16 protein-coding genes are annotated in these 18722 nt (G+C 45.5%); 10 read left to right on the top strand and 6 right to left on the bottom strand.

Annotated elements, in window-relative coordinates:
- Window positions 1-118 precede the first annotated feature (118 nt).
- Both IAQ59_RS00650 and IAQ59_RS00645 read right to left on the bottom strand, forming a co-directional pair.
- The gene (locus IAQ59_RS00650; protein ID WP_209328834.1) at window positions 119-1342 is read right to left on the bottom strand and encodes a GDSL-type esterase/lipase family protein; all 1224 of its coding nucleotides are present in this window, start codon (window positions 1340-1342) and stop codon (window positions 119-121) included.
- Between the two features lie 178 nt (window positions 1343-1520).
- Complete coding sequence (locus tag IAQ59_RS00645; protein WP_209328833.1) at window positions 1521-2405, bottom strand: glycoside hydrolase family 16 protein; 885 nt, start codon at window positions 2403-2405, stop codon at window positions 1521-1523.
- A 201-nt stretch (window positions 2406-2606) separates the two neighbouring features.
- Here IAQ59_RS00645 and IAQ59_RS00640 point away from each other — a divergent pair, with 201 nt between their 5' ends.
- The 5 genes from IAQ59_RS00640 (at window position 2607) to IAQ59_RS00620 (ending at window position 7671) form a co-directional block, all read left to right on the top strand.
- The gene (locus tag IAQ59_RS00640) at window positions 2607-3941 is read left to right on the top strand and encodes an alpha/beta hydrolase family protein (protein ID WP_245189335.1); all 1335 of its coding nucleotides are present in this window, start codon (window positions 2607-2609) and stop codon (window positions 3939-3941) included.
- 55 nt (window positions 3942-3996) lie between these two features.
- Complete coding sequence (locus tag IAQ59_RS00635) at window positions 3997-4461, top strand: DUF4440 domain-containing protein (protein WP_209328832.1); 465 nt, start codon at window positions 3997-3999, stop codon at window positions 4459-4461.
- A gap of 73 nt (window positions 4462-4534) precedes the next feature.
- Window positions 4535-5905, top strand: coding sequence for a GntP family permease (locus IAQ59_RS00630; RefSeq protein ID WP_245189334.1), 1371 nt, complete (start codon window positions 4535-4537; stop codon window positions 5903-5905).
- Between the two features lie 35 nt (window positions 5906-5940).
- Window positions 5941-6909 carry a D-erythronate dehydrogenase gene (gene denD / locus IAQ59_RS00625; protein WP_209328831.1) on the top strand — a complete coding sequence of 323 codons (969 nt, stop codon included), beginning with the start codon at window positions 5941-5943 and terminating at the stop codon, window positions 6907-6909.
- A 9-nt stretch (window positions 6910-6918) separates the two neighbouring features.
- Window positions 6919-7671, top strand: a complete 753-nt coding sequence (locus IAQ59_RS00620) for an SDR family oxidoreductase (RefSeq protein WP_209328830.1) — start codon at window positions 6919-6921, stop codon at window positions 7669-7671.
- Window positions 7672-7691: 20 nt separating this feature from the next.
- On the opposite strand, the gene IAQ59_RS00615 is transcribed toward IAQ59_RS00620, so the two are convergent.
- Window positions 7692-8258 carry a flavodoxin family protein gene (locus IAQ59_RS00615; protein WP_245189333.1) on the bottom strand — a complete coding sequence of 189 codons (567 nt, stop codon included), beginning with the start codon at window positions 8256-8258 and terminating at the stop codon, window positions 7692-7694.
- Between the two features lie 309 nt (window positions 8259-8567).
- On the opposite strand from IAQ59_RS00615, the gene IAQ59_RS00610 reads away from it, so the two are divergent.
- Window positions 8568-9323 (top strand): LOG family protein, encoded by a 756-nt coding sequence (locus tag IAQ59_RS00610; protein WP_209328828.1) that lies wholly within the window; start codon window positions 8568-8570, stop codon window positions 9321-9323.
- Window positions 9324-9331: 8 nt separating this feature from the next.
- Here IAQ59_RS00610 and IAQ59_RS00605 read toward each other — a convergent pair whose 3' ends face one another.
- Window positions 9332-12394: a DUF7133 domain-containing protein gene (locus IAQ59_RS00605; RefSeq protein ID WP_209328827.1), complete on the bottom strand. Its 3063-nt coding sequence runs from the start codon at window positions 12392-12394 to the stop codon at window positions 9332-9334.
- Between the two features lie 64 nt (window positions 12395-12458).
- Window positions 12459-12881 carry a hypothetical protein gene (locus IAQ59_RS00600; protein WP_209328826.1) on the bottom strand — a complete coding sequence of 141 codons (423 nt, stop codon included), beginning with the start codon at window positions 12879-12881 and terminating at the stop codon, window positions 12459-12461.
- Window positions 12882-13231: 350 nt separating this feature from the next.
- Between IAQ59_RS00600 and IAQ59_RS00595 the strand changes: the two genes are divergently transcribed.
- From IAQ59_RS00595 to IAQ59_RS00580, 4 genes are all read left to right on the top strand, one after another.
- The gene (locus tag IAQ59_RS00595) at window positions 13232-14317 is read left to right on the top strand and encodes a Gfo/Idh/MocA family protein (RefSeq protein ID WP_209328825.1); all 1086 of its coding nucleotides are present in this window, start codon (window positions 13232-13234) and stop codon (window positions 14315-14317) included.
- 45 nt (window positions 14318-14362) lie between these two features.
- Window positions 14363-15385 carry a 3-hydroxyacyl-CoA dehydrogenase family protein gene (locus IAQ59_RS00590; protein ID WP_245189332.1) on the top strand — a complete coding sequence of 341 codons (1023 nt, stop codon included), beginning with the start codon at window positions 14363-14365 and terminating at the stop codon, window positions 15383-15385.
- 292 nt (window positions 15386-15677) lie between these two features.
- On the top strand, window positions 15678-17027 hold the full coding sequence (locus IAQ59_RS00585) for an MptA/MptB family glycosyltransferase (protein ID WP_209328824.1): 1350 nt from the start codon (window positions 15678-15680) through the stop codon (window positions 17025-17027).
- Window positions 17028-17068: 41 nt separating this feature from the next.
- Window positions 17069-17473, top strand: a complete 405-nt coding sequence (locus IAQ59_RS00580) for a LytR/AlgR family response regulator transcription factor (RefSeq protein WP_209328823.1) — start codon at window positions 17069-17071, stop codon at window positions 17471-17473.
- Between the two features lie 11 nt (window positions 17474-17484).
- On the opposite strand, the gene IAQ59_RS00575 is transcribed toward IAQ59_RS00580, so the two are convergent.
- Window positions 17485-18714, bottom strand: a complete 1230-nt coding sequence (locus tag IAQ59_RS00575; RefSeq protein WP_209328822.1) for an S-adenosylmethionine:tRNA ribosyltransferase-isomerase — start codon at window positions 18712-18714, stop codon at window positions 17485-17487.
- Window positions 18715-18722 lie beyond the last annotated feature (8 nt).

Here is an 18722-nt window from a genome sequence, read left to right as displayed (position 1 = left end):
GTAAACACTTTACTTTTTAGGGTAAAGCGTTTTCCAGATGCTCGATTTCTAGGTTTATAGCAAAGGGAATTTTACCATTGATTAAGCAACTTAACCAATGGTCAACTCTTTGCTTCTTTCAGTTTCCCGACTTTAGTTCATACAGAATTTGCTTTGGCTGTTTTGCCGCTGTAATCTGACCCTGTAACCAAGTCAGTACCACGTTAAAGTCCTCTAGGTCTTTTAAGTGTCTGCCCTGTTCGTATTCTCGAAACCCAATAATGTACGTGCGGTTAAGAGGACGGTATTTGAAGAAAAAGACCTCATCTTTCTTATTCAATAACTGACGCAGCTGTTCGGATTGAGACCAGGTGACGCCTTGTACGATGGGAACACCCGCTGACCAAGTGGATGCGGATGCGGATGCCACGGTTTTACCATTTGCGGTGAGAGTATAATAGCCCTTCTTTAGACCCTTAATGCTCATAATCGGTGGAAGGATAGCTCCCGAGGTATCATCGGCAGGCATTGGTTTTTTCAAGATGGGTTCATCTACCCGCAATGCCAAATGCCCGCTTTTGGGATCCCAGCGATCCACCTGCACCTTGAATTGGCTTTCCACTTTTCCGTCTGCACCGATGTGGATATCTCCGTTGCTATGAATAAGTCCCAGCGCCTTTTCTATCACTTCACTCATGTGATAGTAGCCGGATTCATTCAAGTGAACACCATCATCTGAAAGGGAAGCACCTATGTCGGAAAGAGGCTTTAATAGATCAATGTAGATGCTGCCATGCTTTTGCGCAACCCGGGCTAGCTGCTCGGCATAACGGGTTAGTTCCTCGTTTCGTTGCTTGAGGAACTCCTCGGAAGCGCCACCGAACTGAGGGGTAGGCGAAAGAAAAATAACCTGGCTATTTAGTTCTTGGAATATGGCCATAAGTTTTTCCAGCCCATCTTCAAAGGCTTTTAGCCCGGCAATTCCTTCAAAGGCTTCCACTGAACCGTAGGCAAGGAATACATGTGTTGGATTGGCCTCCTTAATTTGGCTAATCAATAGTTCAAATGAGGTCGGCGGAGACGTGTAGTAACTCCGGGCGTCCCCATGTACATTATCCCCCGACCAACCTAGGTTGCGGAACGTAATGCTGCGTTCGGGCCAATGCCGGGAAAGGCCAAATTCAAAATAATTGTAGAATTGTTCGTTTTCCGCCAGCGCATTTCCAAGAAGGATTACCCGGTCTCCCCTTTGGAGTTCAAAGGCTAATTTTTCAGATTGTGCGGGAGCCTTTCCAGAAAAGGCTAAGAATAGGAACACAACGAAATAACTTAACAGCGGTCCCCGAGGGATGACTTTAAACATATTGAATGGTTGGTTTCTTTTGGGCTGACAGCATACTTTTGCTCAGCGCATTATGCCTCATCGGTTTAGCATGAGCTAATTCGCTGTCTTTGACCTTTGCAATATCCAAAAAGATGCGCACTTAGCATGGGAATTTTGGACAAATTATTTGATGGGTAAAACCAGCGGATAAACCTCGCTAAGGCGTCTTTTGATAAATCCTAACATAGTCTATTTCGAAATGCCGTGGAAACTCGGTATCGGAAGGATCTCCGCCGTTTTCTCCGATCGCCAAGTTGAGTAGCAGATAATGGGGCTGCCTGAATGGATTGAATCCATCCGGGTTGACTGTTTCGTTTAGATCTATTTCGTTAAGGAGTCTACCATCCAAATAAATACGGATATATTCCGCTGTCCAATCCATTTCCCAAGTGTGGTAGCGATTGGTCCAGTCTACGTCCCCGGCGATTATTTCGCTAAGCGGTAACTTCACCTCGTCCCAGGCTGCCCTTTGGTCAGGGTGCGCCCAAGCGGCATTGGCGAGCATAGTGGGTTCGCCACCTACCAAGTAATATTCCATGATGTCAATCTCGCCATTCGCCGGCCAGCTGCGGTCTTTCCCAAGTGTCCAGATCGCGGGCCACAGACCAGCGGAGGTGTCGATTTTAGCCCTCACTTCTACCCAGCCATATTGAAATTCAACCTTGGTGCGGGTATGCAAGCTTGAGGAGGTATATTCCGCATATTGGCGGCTCAGTCGCCAGTCGGAATCGGAGGGAACGTATCCCGGGTTCTTTATCCATTCCCGCTTGCCGGTGATGACCAGTTTGCCGTCCTTGATTTCTACATTGTCTTGCTGATACCACTGATGTTCCCGGTTTCGAACGAAGCCAGTTTCATAAGACCAATGGTCGGCGTCGGGTTTGCCATTGACTTCAAATTCATCGGACCAGCGTAATTTGTAACCCGCTTTTTCCGGGGTGGAGGATGATTGAAAGGGCTGTTGAGCCGCTAGATTTGAGCTGGTTAAATAAAAGAAGAGTAAAGGTATACAAATACCGATAATATGGTTTAAATAAATCATTTTAACTATTTGACAAACATATTTTTAAATCTTTTATTTTAGACAGGACTAAAACGATTTTTTTCGCTAATCTTTGCCCTAACTGGGATGATTTGAGCGAAAGTGGGGTGCTTTATAAAAACTGCAACCAATCGGTCTTGCAGGGGGGCATTGGTTGGGATGTTTCGCATTTTTTAGAATAATTTGTTTTACTTTGCTACTATGAGTGATTGGATCAACGAAAAAAGTTTTATGACTACTAACGGACTGACGAGATTTTTGTTCTTGCTGTTTGTGCTAGCAGTGTGCATAGCATCATATGGGCAACAATCCGATTTTTTATATGGGGATGCGTTGCCCGATGCACCGGAATTGGCCCATCGTGGTAACTTCTCTGTAGGCGTACGTACCTTGGAGTGGACAAATCCCGATCAAGTAGATGTACAACAAGCTACTGCCGATGGCCAACCGAAATACGACCGAAAAATTACTGTGGAAGTTTGGTATCCCAGTATGTCCGGTTCCGGTACCACTTCTTACGATGAAGTAATGGGGGTAAACGGTGATCCAAACCGGCCGTTGATTCCCTTTTCATTCCTTGGACGGGCCACCCGGGACGCACTTCCTGCGGTATCAGAGGGTCCTTACCCATTGGTTATTGTATCCCACGGGTACCTTGGGTCGAGGTATTTGATGTCTTATCTGACGGAAAACCTTGCCTCAAAAGGATACGTGGTGGTAGCCATTGACCATCCTGAATCTACTTTTCGGCAGCCAGGCAAGTTTGCCAGTACACTGTATTACCGGGCGTTGGATGATTTGTTTGTCTTGGATCAAATTACAAAGCTATCAGATCATACGGCGGATAGCTTTCTTGCTGGATTGGTAGATCCCAACACTACGGCCTTGGTCGGTTATTCGATGGGCGGCTACGGCGTTCTTAATGCCGCAGGTGCAGGATATAGTGCCACTTGGGGCCGTGCCTTTACGCAGTTAACAGAGGGAAGTAAATTGATGGACAACAGGGTTTCCGGAGCGGAGGGTTACGTTTCCCTGGCTGACCCTCGGATAAAGGCAATTGTGGCTTTTGCTCCTTGGGGCATGCAACGCGGTGCTTGGGACCAAGAAGGGCTCAAAGGGATTCATGTTCCTACATTTATAGTAGCGGGTGATCAAGACGATATATCTGGTTATGAGGATGGTGTTCGGGCGATTTACGAAAGAATAACGGGAGCTCAGAAGTACTTGTTGGTTTATCAGCAAGCACGGCACAATGTGGCTCCCAATCCACCGCCAGCTGTAGCCAATGGCGAAGGGATTAACCCGGAAGAATTCATGCGGTACGCAGAGCCGGTTTGGGATGAACGAAGGATTAACAATATCAATCAACACTTTGTTACGGCCTTTCTGGGAGTGCATTTAAAGGGAGAAAGTGAGTTGTCCGAATATTTGGATCTTACAGAAGATTCGTTGGAAGGGACTTGGAAGGGTTTTAGACCGAGAACCTCTATTGGGTTGGAGCTTTATCAGGCCAAACCGGGGGATGCCAAGCAGTAAGTAGGCGGTATGCTAGGAAGGGTGTTCGGAAGCGATTGACAAAATAACCTATAAGATGATCAAAAAATACTTTTGGATAGTGATGGGTGTCATCCAAACTGCTTGGCTGATTCCGGTACAGGCACAGGAGGCATCCGTACCACCGGCGGTTGCTACAGAGCTCATGCAGTTAATTGACCTTTATTCAAAAGCTAGAGAGAACCAGGATACGCTGCTACTCAAGTCGATTCTTACCGAAGATATTGACCAGCTCGTTTCCTCAGGAGAGTGGAGGCTGGGATTACGGGTGGCAGTAGACGGCATGCAACGAAGCTCATCGATTAACGAAGGCAAACGTACTTTATCTGTAGAGCGAATCAGGTTATTGGATGAGAAGGTGGCGTTGGTAGATGCGCGCTACACAATCGAGCCAGTCAGTGGAGGAGATCCCCGCAAAATGTGGAGCACGTTTATCGCCGTTTTCCGCGAGGGGAACTGGCGGATTTCTGGTATTCGGAATATGCTGCCAACCGGAAACTAAACTCAGGCCCAACGGGGCTATGCAGATATTGGTTTTTTTTGGTCTTTAGTAGATTTTGTTCTTTCTTTAGGTAATGAATTTGATTGTACATTCTGTCTATTGGCCATTCTTCCTTCTTTTGTCCAGTATGCTTTTGGTTATGCTGCTGATCGGAAGACTGAAGGTGCATCCTTTCTTCTCTTTGATTTTGGCGGCACTTTATGTAGGGATGTTTACGCCGGGCCTTGCCTTACTTCCTGGTCAAAGCTGGATCAATACGGCACTTGAATTGCCTATGATCGAATTTGGAGTAATGGCTGGAAAAATCGCCTGGGTAATAGCGCTTGCCGCCATCATTGGAGCTGCCATGTTGGAAAGTGGAGCAGCAGAGCGAATAGTGAATGATCTACTTCATTATTTGGGAGAATCACGGGCTGCGTTTGCGCTGCTATTGAGTGGCTTTATTCTAGCCATTCCTGTTTTTTTCGATACCGTTTTTTTTCTGCTGATTCCTTTGGGCATTGCGCTTGCCCGTAAAACCGGAAAAGACTATGTATGGTATGTTCTGGCAATAGGTGGTGGTGCGGTGATTAATCACAGCATAGTACCTCCCACTCCGGGACCACTTATCATGGCTGAAACGCTCTCCTTAGACCTAGGCTTGGTTATCTTGGTGGGCTTGGCTGCGGGTATAATACCGGCTGCCTTGGTGTGGATAGTCGGCAGGAAGATAAATGAGCACATGCCATTACCCATTCGCCTCCAAAGGTCCTATGAAACGACGCAAAATTCCCTCCCGGGCACCTTCTTTTCACTTTCCCCCATTATAATACCGGTTGGTTTGATTGCGCTTTCCTCAGTGGTTTTCGTGCTTCTAGAAAAGATTCCTGGCTGGGTGGCGTTTTTGGGGAATAAAAATACGGCCATGGCCTTGGGAGCTGCTATTGCCGTCTTGTTATGGGCAAGGCAACAGGGTTTGAGCAAATCGCAGCTTTGGCAAAAAGTCAATAAGCCTTTGGAAATAGGGGGCATGATTATTTTGATAACAAGTGCAGGAGGAGCCTACGGAGCCATGATCGGTCATACGGGCATTGGCGATGGGATCAAATTGCTTGCCGAGGATTTCCATATTCACTATATTCCGTTGGCTTGGCTGATTGCAGCGATTTTCAAGACAGCGCAGGGTTCGGGAACCGTAGCCATGATTGCTGCTTCGTCCATTATGGCCGGAATCATGCAAGTGGGTCCGGAAATGGAATTCCATCCCATCTATTTGCTTTTGGCTATGGGGTTTGGCTCGGTGTTTCTGTCCTGGATGAATGACAGTGCCTTTTGGGTGGTGGCACGGATGAGCGGTTTTTCGGAGAAGGAGACCCTTAAGACGTGGACGGTTCTCTTGGGGTTAATCGGTGTGGCGGGACTTTTGCAGGTGATGTTGATGGCCTGGCTATTTCCGTTTGCGTAATTTAAATGAACCATAAACTCAATTAACTAAACGATATGCATGCAGTAGTCATTGGAGGTGGAGGCTTTGTAGGAAGCCGATTGGCCCGAGAATTGGTAAAAGTAGGCTCCTTGGCACAGGGGGAAATTTCCAAAATCACCCTGATGGATAGAGCGTTTCCCGAGGAGTTGCTCCATGTGGAGCATTTTGACTTTGTCGTCGGGGATTTCAGCGAAGAGAGTGTCATCCGTCCAGTGCTGGAGCAAAGGCCGGAACTGGTTTTTCATTTGGCAGCCGTGGTAAGTGGGGAGGCCGAGAAAAATTTTGATCTTGGCATGAAAGTAAACCTGCATGGATCCCTTCAGCTATTGGAAATCTGTAGGCAATTGGCTCACCAACCAAGACTAATCTTTGCGAGCTCTTGTGGTGTTTTTGGCGGAGACGTAACACAGGTCGTGGCGGATACGACAGCGCCCAAGCCGAGAAGTTCTTATGGTACCCAAAAGGCCATAGTTGAATTGCTGATAAATGATTATTCCCGCCGCGGATTCGTCGACGGCCGAACGCTCCGGTTGCCGACGATCACTGTGAGGCCCGGCAAACCTAATGCGGCTACTTCCTCATTTTTGAGTGGTATCATCCGGGAGCCTTTGAATGGGGTGTCTGCCACTTATCCGGTATCGGAGGATTCAGCTTTTTGGCTTTTGTCTCCAAAAAGGGTGGTTCAGAATTTTATTCACGCAGCCAATTTATCGAGCGATTGTCTAGGGGATGACCGAATCATTACGCTTCCGGGAATTACGGCCTCTGTGGGAGATTTATTATCGAGCCTGAGAAACGTGGCCGGCACCGAGATCGCCGAACGGGCGGTTTACGAGCCGGATGCATTTTTGCAGGGGATTGTATTGACATGGCCACCCAATTTTGATCCTAAGAGAGCATTGGAGCTTGGTTTTGTAAAAGATACCTCCACGGAGGAGATCATCCGTAATTACATCGAAGAGGAGACTATTTCTGGTTTTTAAGAAGCAAAAATGATTCAAACAAAAAAAGTGGCCTTAGTGACCGGTGCTGGTTCGGGCATAGGTAGGGCTGTATGCATCGCCTTGAGTGAAGCTGGTTGGAGCCTGGTTCTTGCCGGGAGAAGGGAAGCAAATCTAATCGAAACGGCTACGCGCTGTTTGGGGGCGGAGACGTTGGTAGTGGCTTCGGATATTACGTCTCTGACAGACGTCAAGGCCCTTTTTCTGAAGGTTGAGATGACTTTTGGAAGATTGGATCTTCTTTTTAACAATGCCGGAGTAAATGCACCGTACATGCCCTTGGAGGATCTGTCATTGGCTGAATGGCAGCGGGTGGTTGATACCAATTTGACGGGAGCATTTCTTTGTACGCAAGAGGCATTTCGCCTCATGAAAAAGCAGGATCCGAAAGGGGGCCGAATTATCAATAACGGTTCCATTTCCGCGCATGTTCCCAGACCTTTGTCGGTTCCCTATACGGCTACGAAACATGCGGTAACGGGACTCACCAAAGCTACCTCTCTGGATGGTAGGCAGTTTGGGATTACCTGTGGTCAGATCGATGTGGGCAATGCAGCTACCGCAATGACGGAGAAAATGTCGGCAGGAGTGTTACAGGCCGATGGTTCGGTTAAGCCGGAAGCGACAATGGATATGGCCGATGTAGGGCGGGCGGTTGCTTATATGGCGAGTTTACCAGCAGACACAAATGTCCCCTTTATGACCATTATGGCCAATCAAATGCCTTATATGGGCAGGGGTTGAAAGGCTTGGAGCCAAACCGGTCAGGGAGTAGTTGGCTTGTCAAGTCGGCTAGCCCATTGGGCCACTCTATGTCCCAGACCTTCTGCTTTTTGTAAAAAAACCTCTTGAACCTCCGTCGCTGCATAGGGCCCTTCGCCCGTTATGGCAGAGGCACCAAAGGCCGCTTCTACCTCGGTTCCTCCCAAGATGACCATCCCATGGATCATCATCGCTCGGATAAGGCTGAACATCACGGCTTCCTCCCCGATGGAGAATCCACCACCTGTGACAAAAACAGCTCCCAGTTTATTGAAAAAGGGTCTGTTTTCAAATGGCCAAGAGTTGATGAATTCCTGTACTTTTGGGGGTACGTTGGCATTATATACGGGCGAACCTAAGATAATGGCTTGGGCACTTATTAGATCCTCATCGGTCACTGATGCGATTTCCTTTACCTGAACGGTAACCCCACCGAAATTGCTGGCTCCTTTGGCTACGGCCACGGCCATGGATTGCGTATTTCCGGTAGAAGAAAAATAGGCGATGAGGATTTTTGGCGGCTCCTGTGCCTTTACGAATAGAGGAATAACAAATATGACCAGTAACATGCGGATTGCCCTTGATAGACTGTAGTTTGTTGGATACATACGGATGCCGGATCTTTGATTTGCTTCAAATATACTTAAATTCAATTGTTAACTCTTTTTCATACCATTCAATCAATCACGTCCCTAAAAAGAGGTGATTTTCTTTATAGTCATTCCTGATGTGACTAATCATCAAAGGTGGCGGGTATTTTCGGACACAAAACTGGGAGGAAATCTACTGCCTAAAATAACCACATCGTCATTTATGCGTTTATAAAAAACGCCAATTTTTGAAACGATTTGAAGTAAACGATTAAATTTGGAGCAGATATGATAAAAAAGCAGGAAGAAAGTATAATACCGTTGGTAAATCCCGAGGAGGAGGCATTTTTTGCGGGGCCTCAAAGTAGGATTAAAGAGCTAAAGTTCAGCTTGAAAGTTTTGATTGAATTTGTGCGGGGCTTTAGGACCCTGCATTTCGTAGGACCCTGTATTACGGTGTTCGGATCCGCCCGCTTTGAAGAAAAAGATGATTACTATCAGATGGGCATCAACGTAGGGGAACGCGTGAGTCGGCTTGGGTTTACTGTAATGACAGGAGGAGGACCGGGCATTATGGAAGCCGCCAATCGTGGGGCAAAAAATGTGGGCGGAAAATCGGTCGGATGCAATATTGTGCTGCCATTTGAACAGTTTCCGAACAAATACTTAGACCGCTATATGAATTTCAAGTACTTTTTTGTCCGTAAGGTGTTATTATCCAAATACAGCTTTGGCTTTGTAGTTTTTCCGGGTGGATTCGGTACGCTGGATGAATTTTTCGAAGCCCTTACCTTAATACAGACAGAAGTCATTAAACGTTTTCCGATTGTTCTAATGGGGACTCAATTTCACCGACACATTTATCAACACATTTTGCATATGGCAGAGGTGGGTACTATCAGCAAACAGGATGTTGACCTTTTTCTATTGACCGATGAAGTGGATGAGATGGAGCAACACCTAAGAAAGTATGCGATTGAAGGATTCGGATTAAAGCGAAGGACACAACCGATTCCTTCTCCTTTATTGGGAGAAAGATCGTAAAAAGTGGCTTATCTTTCAAGATAAGCCACCAAGTCCTGAATTTCTTGTGAACTGAGGCTTTCCAATATGCCTTCAGGCATGCTCGACCACTGCACGATGCTGCTTGATTTGATTTTTGTTTCCGGCAATACAATACCCTTTCCACCGTATGTGGGTTGCAGATAAATGGTGTTTCCTTCCTGTTTGGTAATTCTTCCTTCAAGAATTCTACCATCCGTTGTTTGGAATTGATAGGTTTCATAACCCTCTCGTATATCTGCGTTAGGGTCCACTAGATGCAACAATAAGTAGTCTTTGTTGGAAAGATCATATCCGCTGAGGTCAGGTCCTATGATCCCACCCTCATCCTTGAATCGGTGGCAGGAAAGACAGTTGTTTCGGTAGACCATTTTTCCAGCGGATGGGTCTCCGCCATTTCTTGATAATACACTTCCTAGCCGATGGATCTCGGTCTTTTTCTTCTCCGCAGTCCAGGGTATACTTGTAGGCCAGTATTTTTTCACCTGTTCGGTTATTTCCTCATTTTCCAGCAGCAAAAATTTTCTTGCCAATAAATGGGGAACATCCGTAGCATGGATGGTACGGCTTTCCGCTATTTGGCTGAAAAACGCCATTGCCCATTCTATACGCACCGAAAATAAGTGAATAGCTGCCTCCCTCACGTAGGAATCAGCCCGGATGGAAGGGTATATTTCGGCCATTGTTTTTTCAATCACAGGGTTGTCGTATGATTCACATGCTTGTATCGCAGCTTGTTTGACAGCCGAAGACGGATCTTTTTGGATAATAGTTAACAATACGGGCTCCATTTCAGGCGCTTGGATTTCCCCCATCAGGCCGATATAGGAAAGACGAAGGGATAAGGGAGCTTCAGTACTTTCGAGGATGCGTTTTGCTTCCTTTAACGCGTCGGCATCCCCCTGTCTGATCGCAAGCGTGAGGGGCGCATCCCCGGCTGTGCGCATGATTTGATTGACGCGGCTCTGCAATTTTTCCGGAAGATGCAATGCGGTGTTTCCCCGTAGCCCCTCCATAATCCCATCGACTACCCGTGCTTCTGAATCCGCGTTTGCAGCGAACTGCAGGAGCTGTTCGCAGGCCTGTAGATCCGGGGGGGTACCAGACATCGTCCACCGCTGTGCCAGTCTACTGACGATCGTAGAGCTGACCAGGGGCATCTGCCAAGCAGCATTATTTCTGAAAAGCGCCAATACTCCCTCCCTGTCTTCATTGGCTTTGTCTTCGATTGCCCACCAGATCTGGAGCGGAATATCGGGATCATCTTCCAAGTCTTTACGCGCCATAAGCTGCTCAATGATGGGCAGGGCATGTTCGGGAGGAAGCCTCTTGGCAGTGGATGCTAGTTGACTTAATACCTCCGGCTCAACTTCGGAGAGCGCTATATTTGCGATCTTGCGTGCTAATACATCGCTAATGACTACCCGATCCCCCAATAAACGTACGGTCCACATTCGGACGTAAGGATCATGATGGGACAGCGCTTCAATGGCCTGAGGTTCCTGCAATCCTCCAGATAAATGAAGTGCCCACAAAGCTTCCAGCGCCAGCTGACCGCTGGAAATCTTCACAAGGTTTTGCAAGGGAATGATGGCGGCCGTGTCCTTTCGGTCTCCAAAGATGCGCAACGCCTGCTGCCGGTACCACTTATTTTTATGGGAAAGCAACTTAACGAGCGCTTCGGTACTAAGCTGACTTAGATCTCCTGTGGTGTACCCGTGTTTTTGTCCTTTCGAACTTATACGGTATATCCTTCCACTACTTTTATGCCAGGTATCTCTAGGATCCACATGGGTCAGGCGGCTGTCATACCAATCGGTAATATAAACAGCCCCATCGGGCCCGGTTTTGATATCTATGGGCCTGAACCACTTGTCCGAGGCTGCCAGGGAAATCTCTTCGTCGATCGCCTGAAAGGAAGAGCCAAAGGGCTCCAAACGGGTCAACTGAACATAATTATGCAGCGGATTCAATGCCAATAACTTGCCTTTATATCGCTCGGGAAGTAAATCCCCTTCGTACCTTATCATGCCGTGGGTAAAACGTTTCTTTTCGCCATCCAAAGGCATATTCGGTAAAAAACCAAAGGCGTAGGGATTGGTTAACGGACCGTGTTTGCCCCAGCTCTTGATGTAATATCCACCCTGCTTGTAATAGGGGCCCCTATCTGAACCATTAGAACCCGAAAATATTCTTCCCTTTGCGTCAAACTCCAAGTTAAATGGGTTGTTGCCCCCACCTTCGGCAAACAATTCAAACATGTCGCTTTCAGGATGAAATCTCCAAACAGCCTGCCCCAGAAAGCGCACATTTTTATTTCTATTGGTAGTGATATTGGCGGTTGTAGTGCTTCCCTGCACACCATAAATCCAACCATCAGGTCCCCATGTCAAGCTATTTGCAACAGCATGTGTATCCTCCAATCCAAATCCTGAAGCATGTACCGTCGGGTCACCGTCCGGAATACCGTTGTCGTCAGTATCAGGATAGGAGAGCAGATAGGGAGGTGTTAGGACCCAGATTTTTTGCCTGCCTATTAAGGCAGAGGTTGCGATATTCAACCCAGTAATGGCATCGGTAGTTTTATCAAAAATGCCGTCCCCGTCGGTATCTTCAAAAAAAGTGATTTTATCTGCACCTGTTACTCCTTTTGGGGGGGCGTCAGGAGTTTTGTCAAAGGTCACGCGCGTGTGGTTGTCGATAGAGGTCACCTTTAGTCCTTTGGGGTAGGGGTATTGGTTATATTGAACTACCCACAGTCGTCCTTTGTGGTCAAAATTCAATTCGACCGGCTGCACGATATCAGGTTCTGCCAAAACCAAAGAGATTTCCAGATCGGCGGCAGTCTTAAAAAGAGAAAGCGCATCTTCGGGAGATGAAGGCGCGGAATTGGGGTCGGTAACTGCCCCTCGTCCCTGAAATTGCAACATATAATCTGCCACTTCTTTATTGGCAGCATACTCGGATACCCAGTCTGTTTTTTCCCTTTGGCATCCTTGCGCCAACACAAGGGCAATCAACCAGAATATAAGGGGTCTTTTTGAAATCAGCATAGAAACGAAAAATAGCGAAAAAAGATAGATAAAAAAAGGCCGATACAATGATCGGCCATGATGTTTACCCTTTAGCTTCTCTCAGCCATTTCATCAGAGTCTGATAGGTGATATCGTTCTCTTTGCAAAAGTCCACTTTGCTCATATTTGCAGCATCAGCCTTGTGCCAAGCGTCCATCAATGCAGCTTTCTCCTCGTTGGAATAAGTTCTTCTAGTTCGAGTACCGCTCTTCTTACCGATATCCATTCCAAAAATGTGGCTAAGCAGTTCAAAAAACTTGGAAACATCTGCTTTAGATTCAATCCCCAATCCCTTCAAATATTCAATAGCTGAATCATTTGAGTTTTTGATAGCTACTTTTTTTCCGCTTTTATAAGCCTCTTCTACCGACTTATATCGCTTTCCATCTTCATCTTCATAAACAAAAGGTGACTCGTTGGCCAATAATTGGCTGTACTCTTTAACAAACTCTTTAATATTTCCCATAATAATAACGTAAATTAAGATTGATTATACAAATTTATAAAATTGATTTTAACAAACAATAGCGTTTTCAAAATTAGATCCTTTTCCTAGTCGATAGCCATATGTTTTACTATTACATATTCGGATATATTGTGTGATTGATCTGAAAATTTATTTTTTTGTTAAACTCCGTTCTACCTTATATCGGTGGCACTATATCGATTTGAATAGTGTGATGGCGAAAGTGGAAAAAAATAGATTTTTAAATTAGTTTCTCTTTGATGGTGAAGAAGCGTCATTTTTTTTAAATTTAAACGCTAGAAAGCGAAAATGTGGGCGATTGGTAGCGCAAATTTTAAATGAGATCGTTTATGACCCAAAGCAAAAAAACCGTAAGAATTTTAGTAGTTGGCTGTGGAAATATGGGTTCTTCCCATGCATTAGCCTATCATCAACTTCCTGATTTTGAGATTATTGGATTGGTTTCAGGGGGTAAGTCAAAGCAGGTATTAAATGAGAAGCTAGGAGGTGCTTACCCACTCTTCGACGATTATTACCAAGCAATGGAGATTACCAAACCCGATGCAGTGAGTATATCTACTTACCCTGATACTCATGAGGCTTATGCTGTTTATGCCATAGAACATGGATGTGATGTTTTCGTTGAAAAGCCATTGGCGGATACAGTGGAAGGAGCACAGCGAGTGGTAGATGCTGCAAATAGGCATGGAAAAAAACTGGTAGTGGGCTATATACTAAGACATCACCCTTCTTGGGAGCGATTTATTGCTGAGAGCCACAAATTGGGCAAACCTTTGGTTATGCGGATGAACCTTAACCAACAAAGCGAGGGAAGCATGTGGACCCTCCACCGTAATCTCATGAAGTCGCTTAGTCCTATTGTGGATTGTGGTGTACACTACATCGATGTTATGTGTCAGATGACGCGCTCCAAACCCATGCAGGTGTATGCCATAGGTGCTCGTTTAACGGAAGAGATCCCCGCTGGTAATTATAATTATGGAAATCTGCAGATCCGATTTGAGGACGGTTCAGTAGGTTGGTATGAGGCCGGATGGGGCCCCATGGTAAGTGAGACGGCGTTTTTTATCAAAGACGTATTCGGGCCTTTGGGGTCAGTTTCCATTGTAGCCAAGGATGCCGGGGGATCAGGTAAATCCGACAGTATTGAGGCACATACCAAGACAGAGTCGCTGCTGGTTCATAGTGGGGATCTGAACTCAGATGAAAAGTTTGCGAAAGAAGACCAGTGGATTGACCTCACAGATGAACCCGATCACAACGAACTTTGTAAGCGTGAACAGGAATATTTTTTACGGGCTATCCGGGAAAATATCGATCTTTCCGATCATATGACGGATGCGGTTAACAGTCTTCGTATTGCTTTTGCTTGCGACGAATCGGTTAGATCAGGTCAAGTAGTTAAGTTGGACTAGTTTTTTGTCTGGAGCTAGAGGTTGGAAAAAATAATGGATTTATAAATGAACTATTCGATGGAGCCCGGAGAGATACCGGTAGGTATGGTGGGTCTTGGGCTAATGGGGAGCAGTATTACAGTATGCATGCTCATCTCGGGCCATCCGGTGATCGGAGTAGAGCCAGTATCTGAAAATGTAGTAATCAGCTTCCAACGTATCCGCGAGTACTTGGATATTGCTTGGCAGAAGGGATTGGTATCGGAAAAGCCCGAGGCCTATCTTGCCCGGCTGACGTTAAGCGACGATTTTGACACCCTAGGTCCGGCTAAGATCGTGATTGAATCGGTGAAGGAGGACTTGGATATAAAACGGCAGGTATTTAACAAAATAGATAAAGTGGTTGGTACCGATACCATAATTTCTTCCAACACTTCTGCAATTCCTATTTCTGATCTTCAGCGATTTGTATCCTTCCCGCAGCGTTTTTTTGGGCTCCATTGGATGCAGCCAGCCCATACTACTCGGTTTTTAGAGATCATTTGTGGTGAACAAAGTGACCGGTCAATTGCGGATTATCTGTACAAACTGGCTGAGAAGTGGGACAAAGAGCCCGTACTTGTCAAAAAGGATATTCGAGGTTTTATCGGGAACCGACTCATGTATGCGATGTACCGGGAGGCGCTTCACTTGGTCCAGGAAGATTATGCGACGGTAGAAGATGTGGATCGGGCCTGTAGAAATGTAGCCGGATATTTTATTCCCATGGTTGGCGTATTTCGGTGGATGGATTTTACCGGAATTGGTGCATACTACACGGTGATGAAGGAGCTTTTTCCGACTTTGAGTAACGCTCAGGCGCCCAATGCGCTGATCAGTAAAATAGTGGAAGAGGGAGGAAATGGGGTTTTTAACGGCAAGGGATTTTATGACTATACTGAAGAAGAGCGAAGACTCTGGGAGGAAGCTTACAGTCGGTTTACGTACGATATAAGGGAACTCGCACTTAAATACCCGCATGACGTCGTGAAAAAAGCGTTGCAGCAAGACGAAGGTTCTGATTTACCGGAACAATCTACGCTCTTATGAACTATTGGGATATCCATTGCGGGATAAAGATGTTACTTTTCCAGGTGATGGGTATCCCATTTTTTGGAGTTTTTAATAGAAACCAACTCGGTCGATTTGATGAGCTCGAATGGAGCGGTTATTGGTCTCACAGGGTTGGAGGGGTTTGCAGTTTTGTAAGCGATTTTCCACGTAAAATCATTTCTTTTGATAATGTGAAAGTTTTGAGAGGTGGATCGGAAGGGAAAACGGAGGGAAAAAGAAAGGCAGTGCCTCAGGTGAACTATCGAAATAGGAATAAATCCAAGGATCTTTGTTGTTTAAGAGGGAAGCTTCTGGCATTATGAAAGGCATTTCTATGCGCTTTTTAGCCACCTCTTTAGTGTTTTTGGGGTGTATTGGGGTATTGGGTTACGGAATACAGAGAGATCAGACGTTGCATCTTTTGTTTCTTTATGGCCTTAGCTTCGGTTCTTTTTTGATTTTATACCGCCTGGCACAATCCGACATCGGATCGATTCGGTATTTTGTCGCCCTTGGTTTTTTGGCCAGAGTTCTATTGTTGGGGTCTTGGCCGGCACTTTCGGAAGATTTTGCTCGTTTTCTTTGGGATGGATACCTTGCTTTGCATGGCATCAGTCCTTATGAATTTACCCCAGAGACACTTATTGCCCAAGAGGAATTTAGTGATATCCACTTTTTAACCACCTTATTTCCCTTATTAAATTCACCGGATTACTTCAGTATTTACCCTCCTGTAAATCAGTTGATTTTTGCTTTTTCGGTTCTTGTTGGGAATTCGAGTGTATTTGAAGCTTTGATATGTTTACGGGTCATGTTAATACTTTCGGAGGGATTGATAGCATGGATGATGTCAAGACTTCTTGGTCAACTTGGGCTTTCCCCCAAGAGGTTACTGCTCTATTTACTGAACCCATTGGTTATTTTAGAGATAGCCGGAAACCTGCACTTCGAGGGTCTGATGTTGCTTAGTCTCCTAATTTCTTTGTGGTTTTTTAATCGAAGACCCTTCTTGTCAGGTAGCTGGTTTGGGTTTGCGATATCGATAAAGCTGACGCCTTTGCTGCTTGCCCCAATGCTTCTTGCCAAGAATAGCTCCTATGCAGGACTATTCAGTTATGTGTTCGGATTATTGTTGATATTGGGGTGTTGTATGTTTCCTATTTATCCATTTCAAGAATCTTTTTTTTCAAGCTTTAGGCTTTATTATGGAAAATTTGAATTCAACGCTTCGATCTATTATCTGATTAGAGATTTTTCTATATACTGGTTAGGTTATAACCCGATTCGATACGTTACTCCCGCACTGTCAGCCGTAGCGGGATTGATTATTCTTTTTTTAGGGGTTTCGTTTCGTATTAAACTGAATATCTATAAGTTAACTGTTATTAGTTACCTGATTTACCTTTTACTGCATGCGGTGGTACACCCTTGGTATATCATTCTTCCCTTAGGGATAAGTGTATTTACGAACTATAAAGTCATGCATGTATGGTCAGCTTGTATATTTCTTTCCTATGCCGCCTACCAAAGCGTACCCGTGACGGAATTATCCTGGGTGATCATAGTCCAATATTTGGCTGTTTTGTTTTTCTTTTACAAGGATATCCGAAATTTTAATATCGCGAAAACAATCCCGTAATGCGGTGGTTATGTTACTGATTTACCTTAATGAGCAACCATATGAAAATCAACGAAACACTGAAGGTTATTGCGACTAATGGTACCAACGGCATGCATCTCAACACCAAGGATCTCTTGATAAAAAATGCGATATTTATCAGAGACAAGGGTTGCCTTACCAAAGTTGCTTATCCCGATATCGTGTACCTCAAGGGAGATGGCAACTACACCACTTTAGTGACCGCTAAAAAAACGTACTCTTTGCGTAATATTCTCAAAGAATTTGAAGAAATCTTGCCTGAGGAACTGTTTATTCGAATCCATAAGTCTTACATCGTTAACTTGGAGCAGATAGCCACTATATCTCCCAAGGAATTATGTGTGGCAAATGAAAAAGTTCCAGTCGGAAGGACGTATTACCAAGCATTGATTAACGGCATTCAAAAACTTGGCAGCGGCGACTAATACCGGAACGATTATTCACTTCCGCCAAAATTAGCTATCCACAATAAGCTACTGTCTCCATAGCTTAGAAATCGGTAATCGTTTTCCATTGCTTGTCTGTAGATATTTTTCCAATCGCCACCGGTAAATGCGGCTACTAGTAAAATAAGGGTAGATCCGGGCTGATGAAAGTTTGTTATCAGTCCGGACACTACTCTGAACTGGTAGTCGGGATAGATATACAGGGAAGTTTCGCCCTCAAGTCGTTGAATCTTGTGTGTATACATCCAGTCTTGGACAAACTCAAATACCTCTTTATACGATGGTAGCTCATCTTGATGTTCATATGGGTAGGTTTGGGGAATGACGAAAGATGTATCTCCTTCCTTCATCAACTTCACACCAAACCAGTATAGGCTTTCCAGAGACCGGATAGAGGTAGTTCCCACGGCGATGATTTTTCCCTTAGCTTTTACCAAAGTGTCGAGATTCTCACGGGAAAAGACCATTTGTTCGCCATGCATGGCGTGTTCTTTTAGGTTTTCCGCTGCGATGGGCTGAAATGTGCCAGCACTTACATGCAGGGTCAGATATTCCAACGTAACTCCTTGATTTTTTAGTTTATCTAGGATTTGAGGCGTAAAATGAAGTCCAGCTGTCGGAGCAGCGACTGCTCCTTTCACCTCAGAGTACACGGTTTGATATCTTTCCCTGTCCTCTTCCGTAGGTTCTCTATTTAAATAGGGCGGAAGCGGTAATTTCCCGATAGCCTCTACCAAGGTGGCAAATGGAACACCCTGATCCCAGTCAAGCTTTACGCGACGATTTTCTCTATCCACTAAGGTGGCGGTTAGATTAATGATACGTCCCGCCAAATTGACCTCGCTTTTCAATACCTCTCCCGGCTTCCAGCGCTTCAGATTGCCCACCATGGTTTCCCAAGTCGTTGATTTGGTCGCTTCCATTACCGGCTGAATTACCGTGCAGGGTGCAATGGGATTAAGGAGGAATATTTCAATCCATGCCCCCGTTTCACGTTGAAAAAACAGCCTAGCAGGTATGACTCTGGTATTATTAAACACCAATAGGGAATCTGCCGGAATCAAAGATGGGAGGTCGTGGAACCGATAGTGTCGAGTTTCTTTGTCTTTATACCATAGTAACTTGGAAGTGTCTCGCTGGGGAAGAGGAAATTTAGCGATCCGACTCTCCGGAAGTTCATACCAGAAATCTGACTTTTTCAAATTGGATTCGTTGGACATGGTAAGGG

This window comes from Lunatimonas salinarum (assembly GCF_017811155.1).
Taxonomy (GTDB): Bacteria; Bacteroidota; Bacteroidia; order Cytophagales; family Cyclobacteriaceae; genus Lunatimonas; species Lunatimonas salinarum.
The sequence above is the reverse complement of the archived record's forward strand: the minus strand, read 5'-3'. Positions and strand labels throughout refer to the sequence as shown.

Bases quoted from the DNA above. Each gene is read 5' to 3' on its own strand.
- IAQ59_RS00650 (WP_209328834.1), bottom strand. From the start codon at position 1,342: ATGTTTAAAGTCATCCCTCGGGGACCGCTGTTAAGTTATTTCGTTGTG.
- IAQ59_RS00645 (WP_209328833.1), bottom strand. From the start codon at position 2,405: ATGATTTATTTAAACCATATTATCGGTATTTGTATACCTTTACTCTTC.
- IAQ59_RS00640 (WP_245189335.1), top strand. From the start codon at position 2,607: ATGAGTGATTGGATCAACGAAAAAAGTTTTATGACTACTAACGGACTG.
- IAQ59_RS00635 (WP_209328832.1), top strand. From the start codon at position 3,997: ATGATCAAAAAATACTTTTGGATAGTGATGGGTGTCATCCAAACTGCT.
- IAQ59_RS00630 (WP_245189334.1), top strand. From the start codon at position 4,535: ATGAATTTGATTGTACATTCTGTCTATTGGCCATTCTTCCTTCTTTTG.
- denD (WP_209328831.1), top strand. From the start codon at position 5,941: ATGCATGCAGTAGTCATTGGAGGTGGAGGCTTTGTAGGAAGCCGATTG.
- IAQ59_RS00620 (WP_209328830.1), top strand. From the start codon at position 6,919: ATGATTCAAACAAAAAAAGTGGCCTTAGTGACCGGTGCTGGTTCGGGC.
- IAQ59_RS00615 (WP_245189333.1), bottom strand. From the start codon at position 8,258: ATGTTACTGGTCATATTTGTTATTCCTCTATTCGTAAAGGCACAGGAG.
- IAQ59_RS00610 (WP_209328828.1), top strand. From the start codon at position 8,568: ATGATAAAAAAGCAGGAAGAAAGTATAATACCGTTGGTAAATCCCGAG.
- IAQ59_RS00605 (WP_209328827.1), bottom strand. From the start codon at position 12,394: ATGCTGATTTCAAAAAGACCCCTTATATTCTGGTTGATTGCCCTTGTG.
- IAQ59_RS00600 (WP_209328826.1), bottom strand. From the start codon at position 12,881: ATGGGAAATATTAAAGAGTTTGTTAAAGAGTACAGCCAATTATTGGCC.
- IAQ59_RS00595 (WP_209328825.1), top strand. From the start codon at position 13,232: ATGACCCAAAGCAAAAAAACCGTAAGAATTTTAGTAGTTGGCTGTGGA.
- IAQ59_RS00590 (WP_245189332.1), top strand. From the start codon at position 14,363: ATGAACTATTCGATGGAGCCCGGAGAGATACCGGTAGGTATGGTGGGT.
- IAQ59_RS00580 (WP_209328823.1), top strand. From the start codon at position 17,069: ATGAAAATCAACGAAACACTGAAGGTTATTGCGACTAATGGTACCAAC.
- IAQ59_RS00575 (WP_209328822.1), bottom strand. From the start codon at position 18,714: ATGTCCAACGAATCCAATTTGAAAAAGTCAGATTTCTGGTATGAACTT.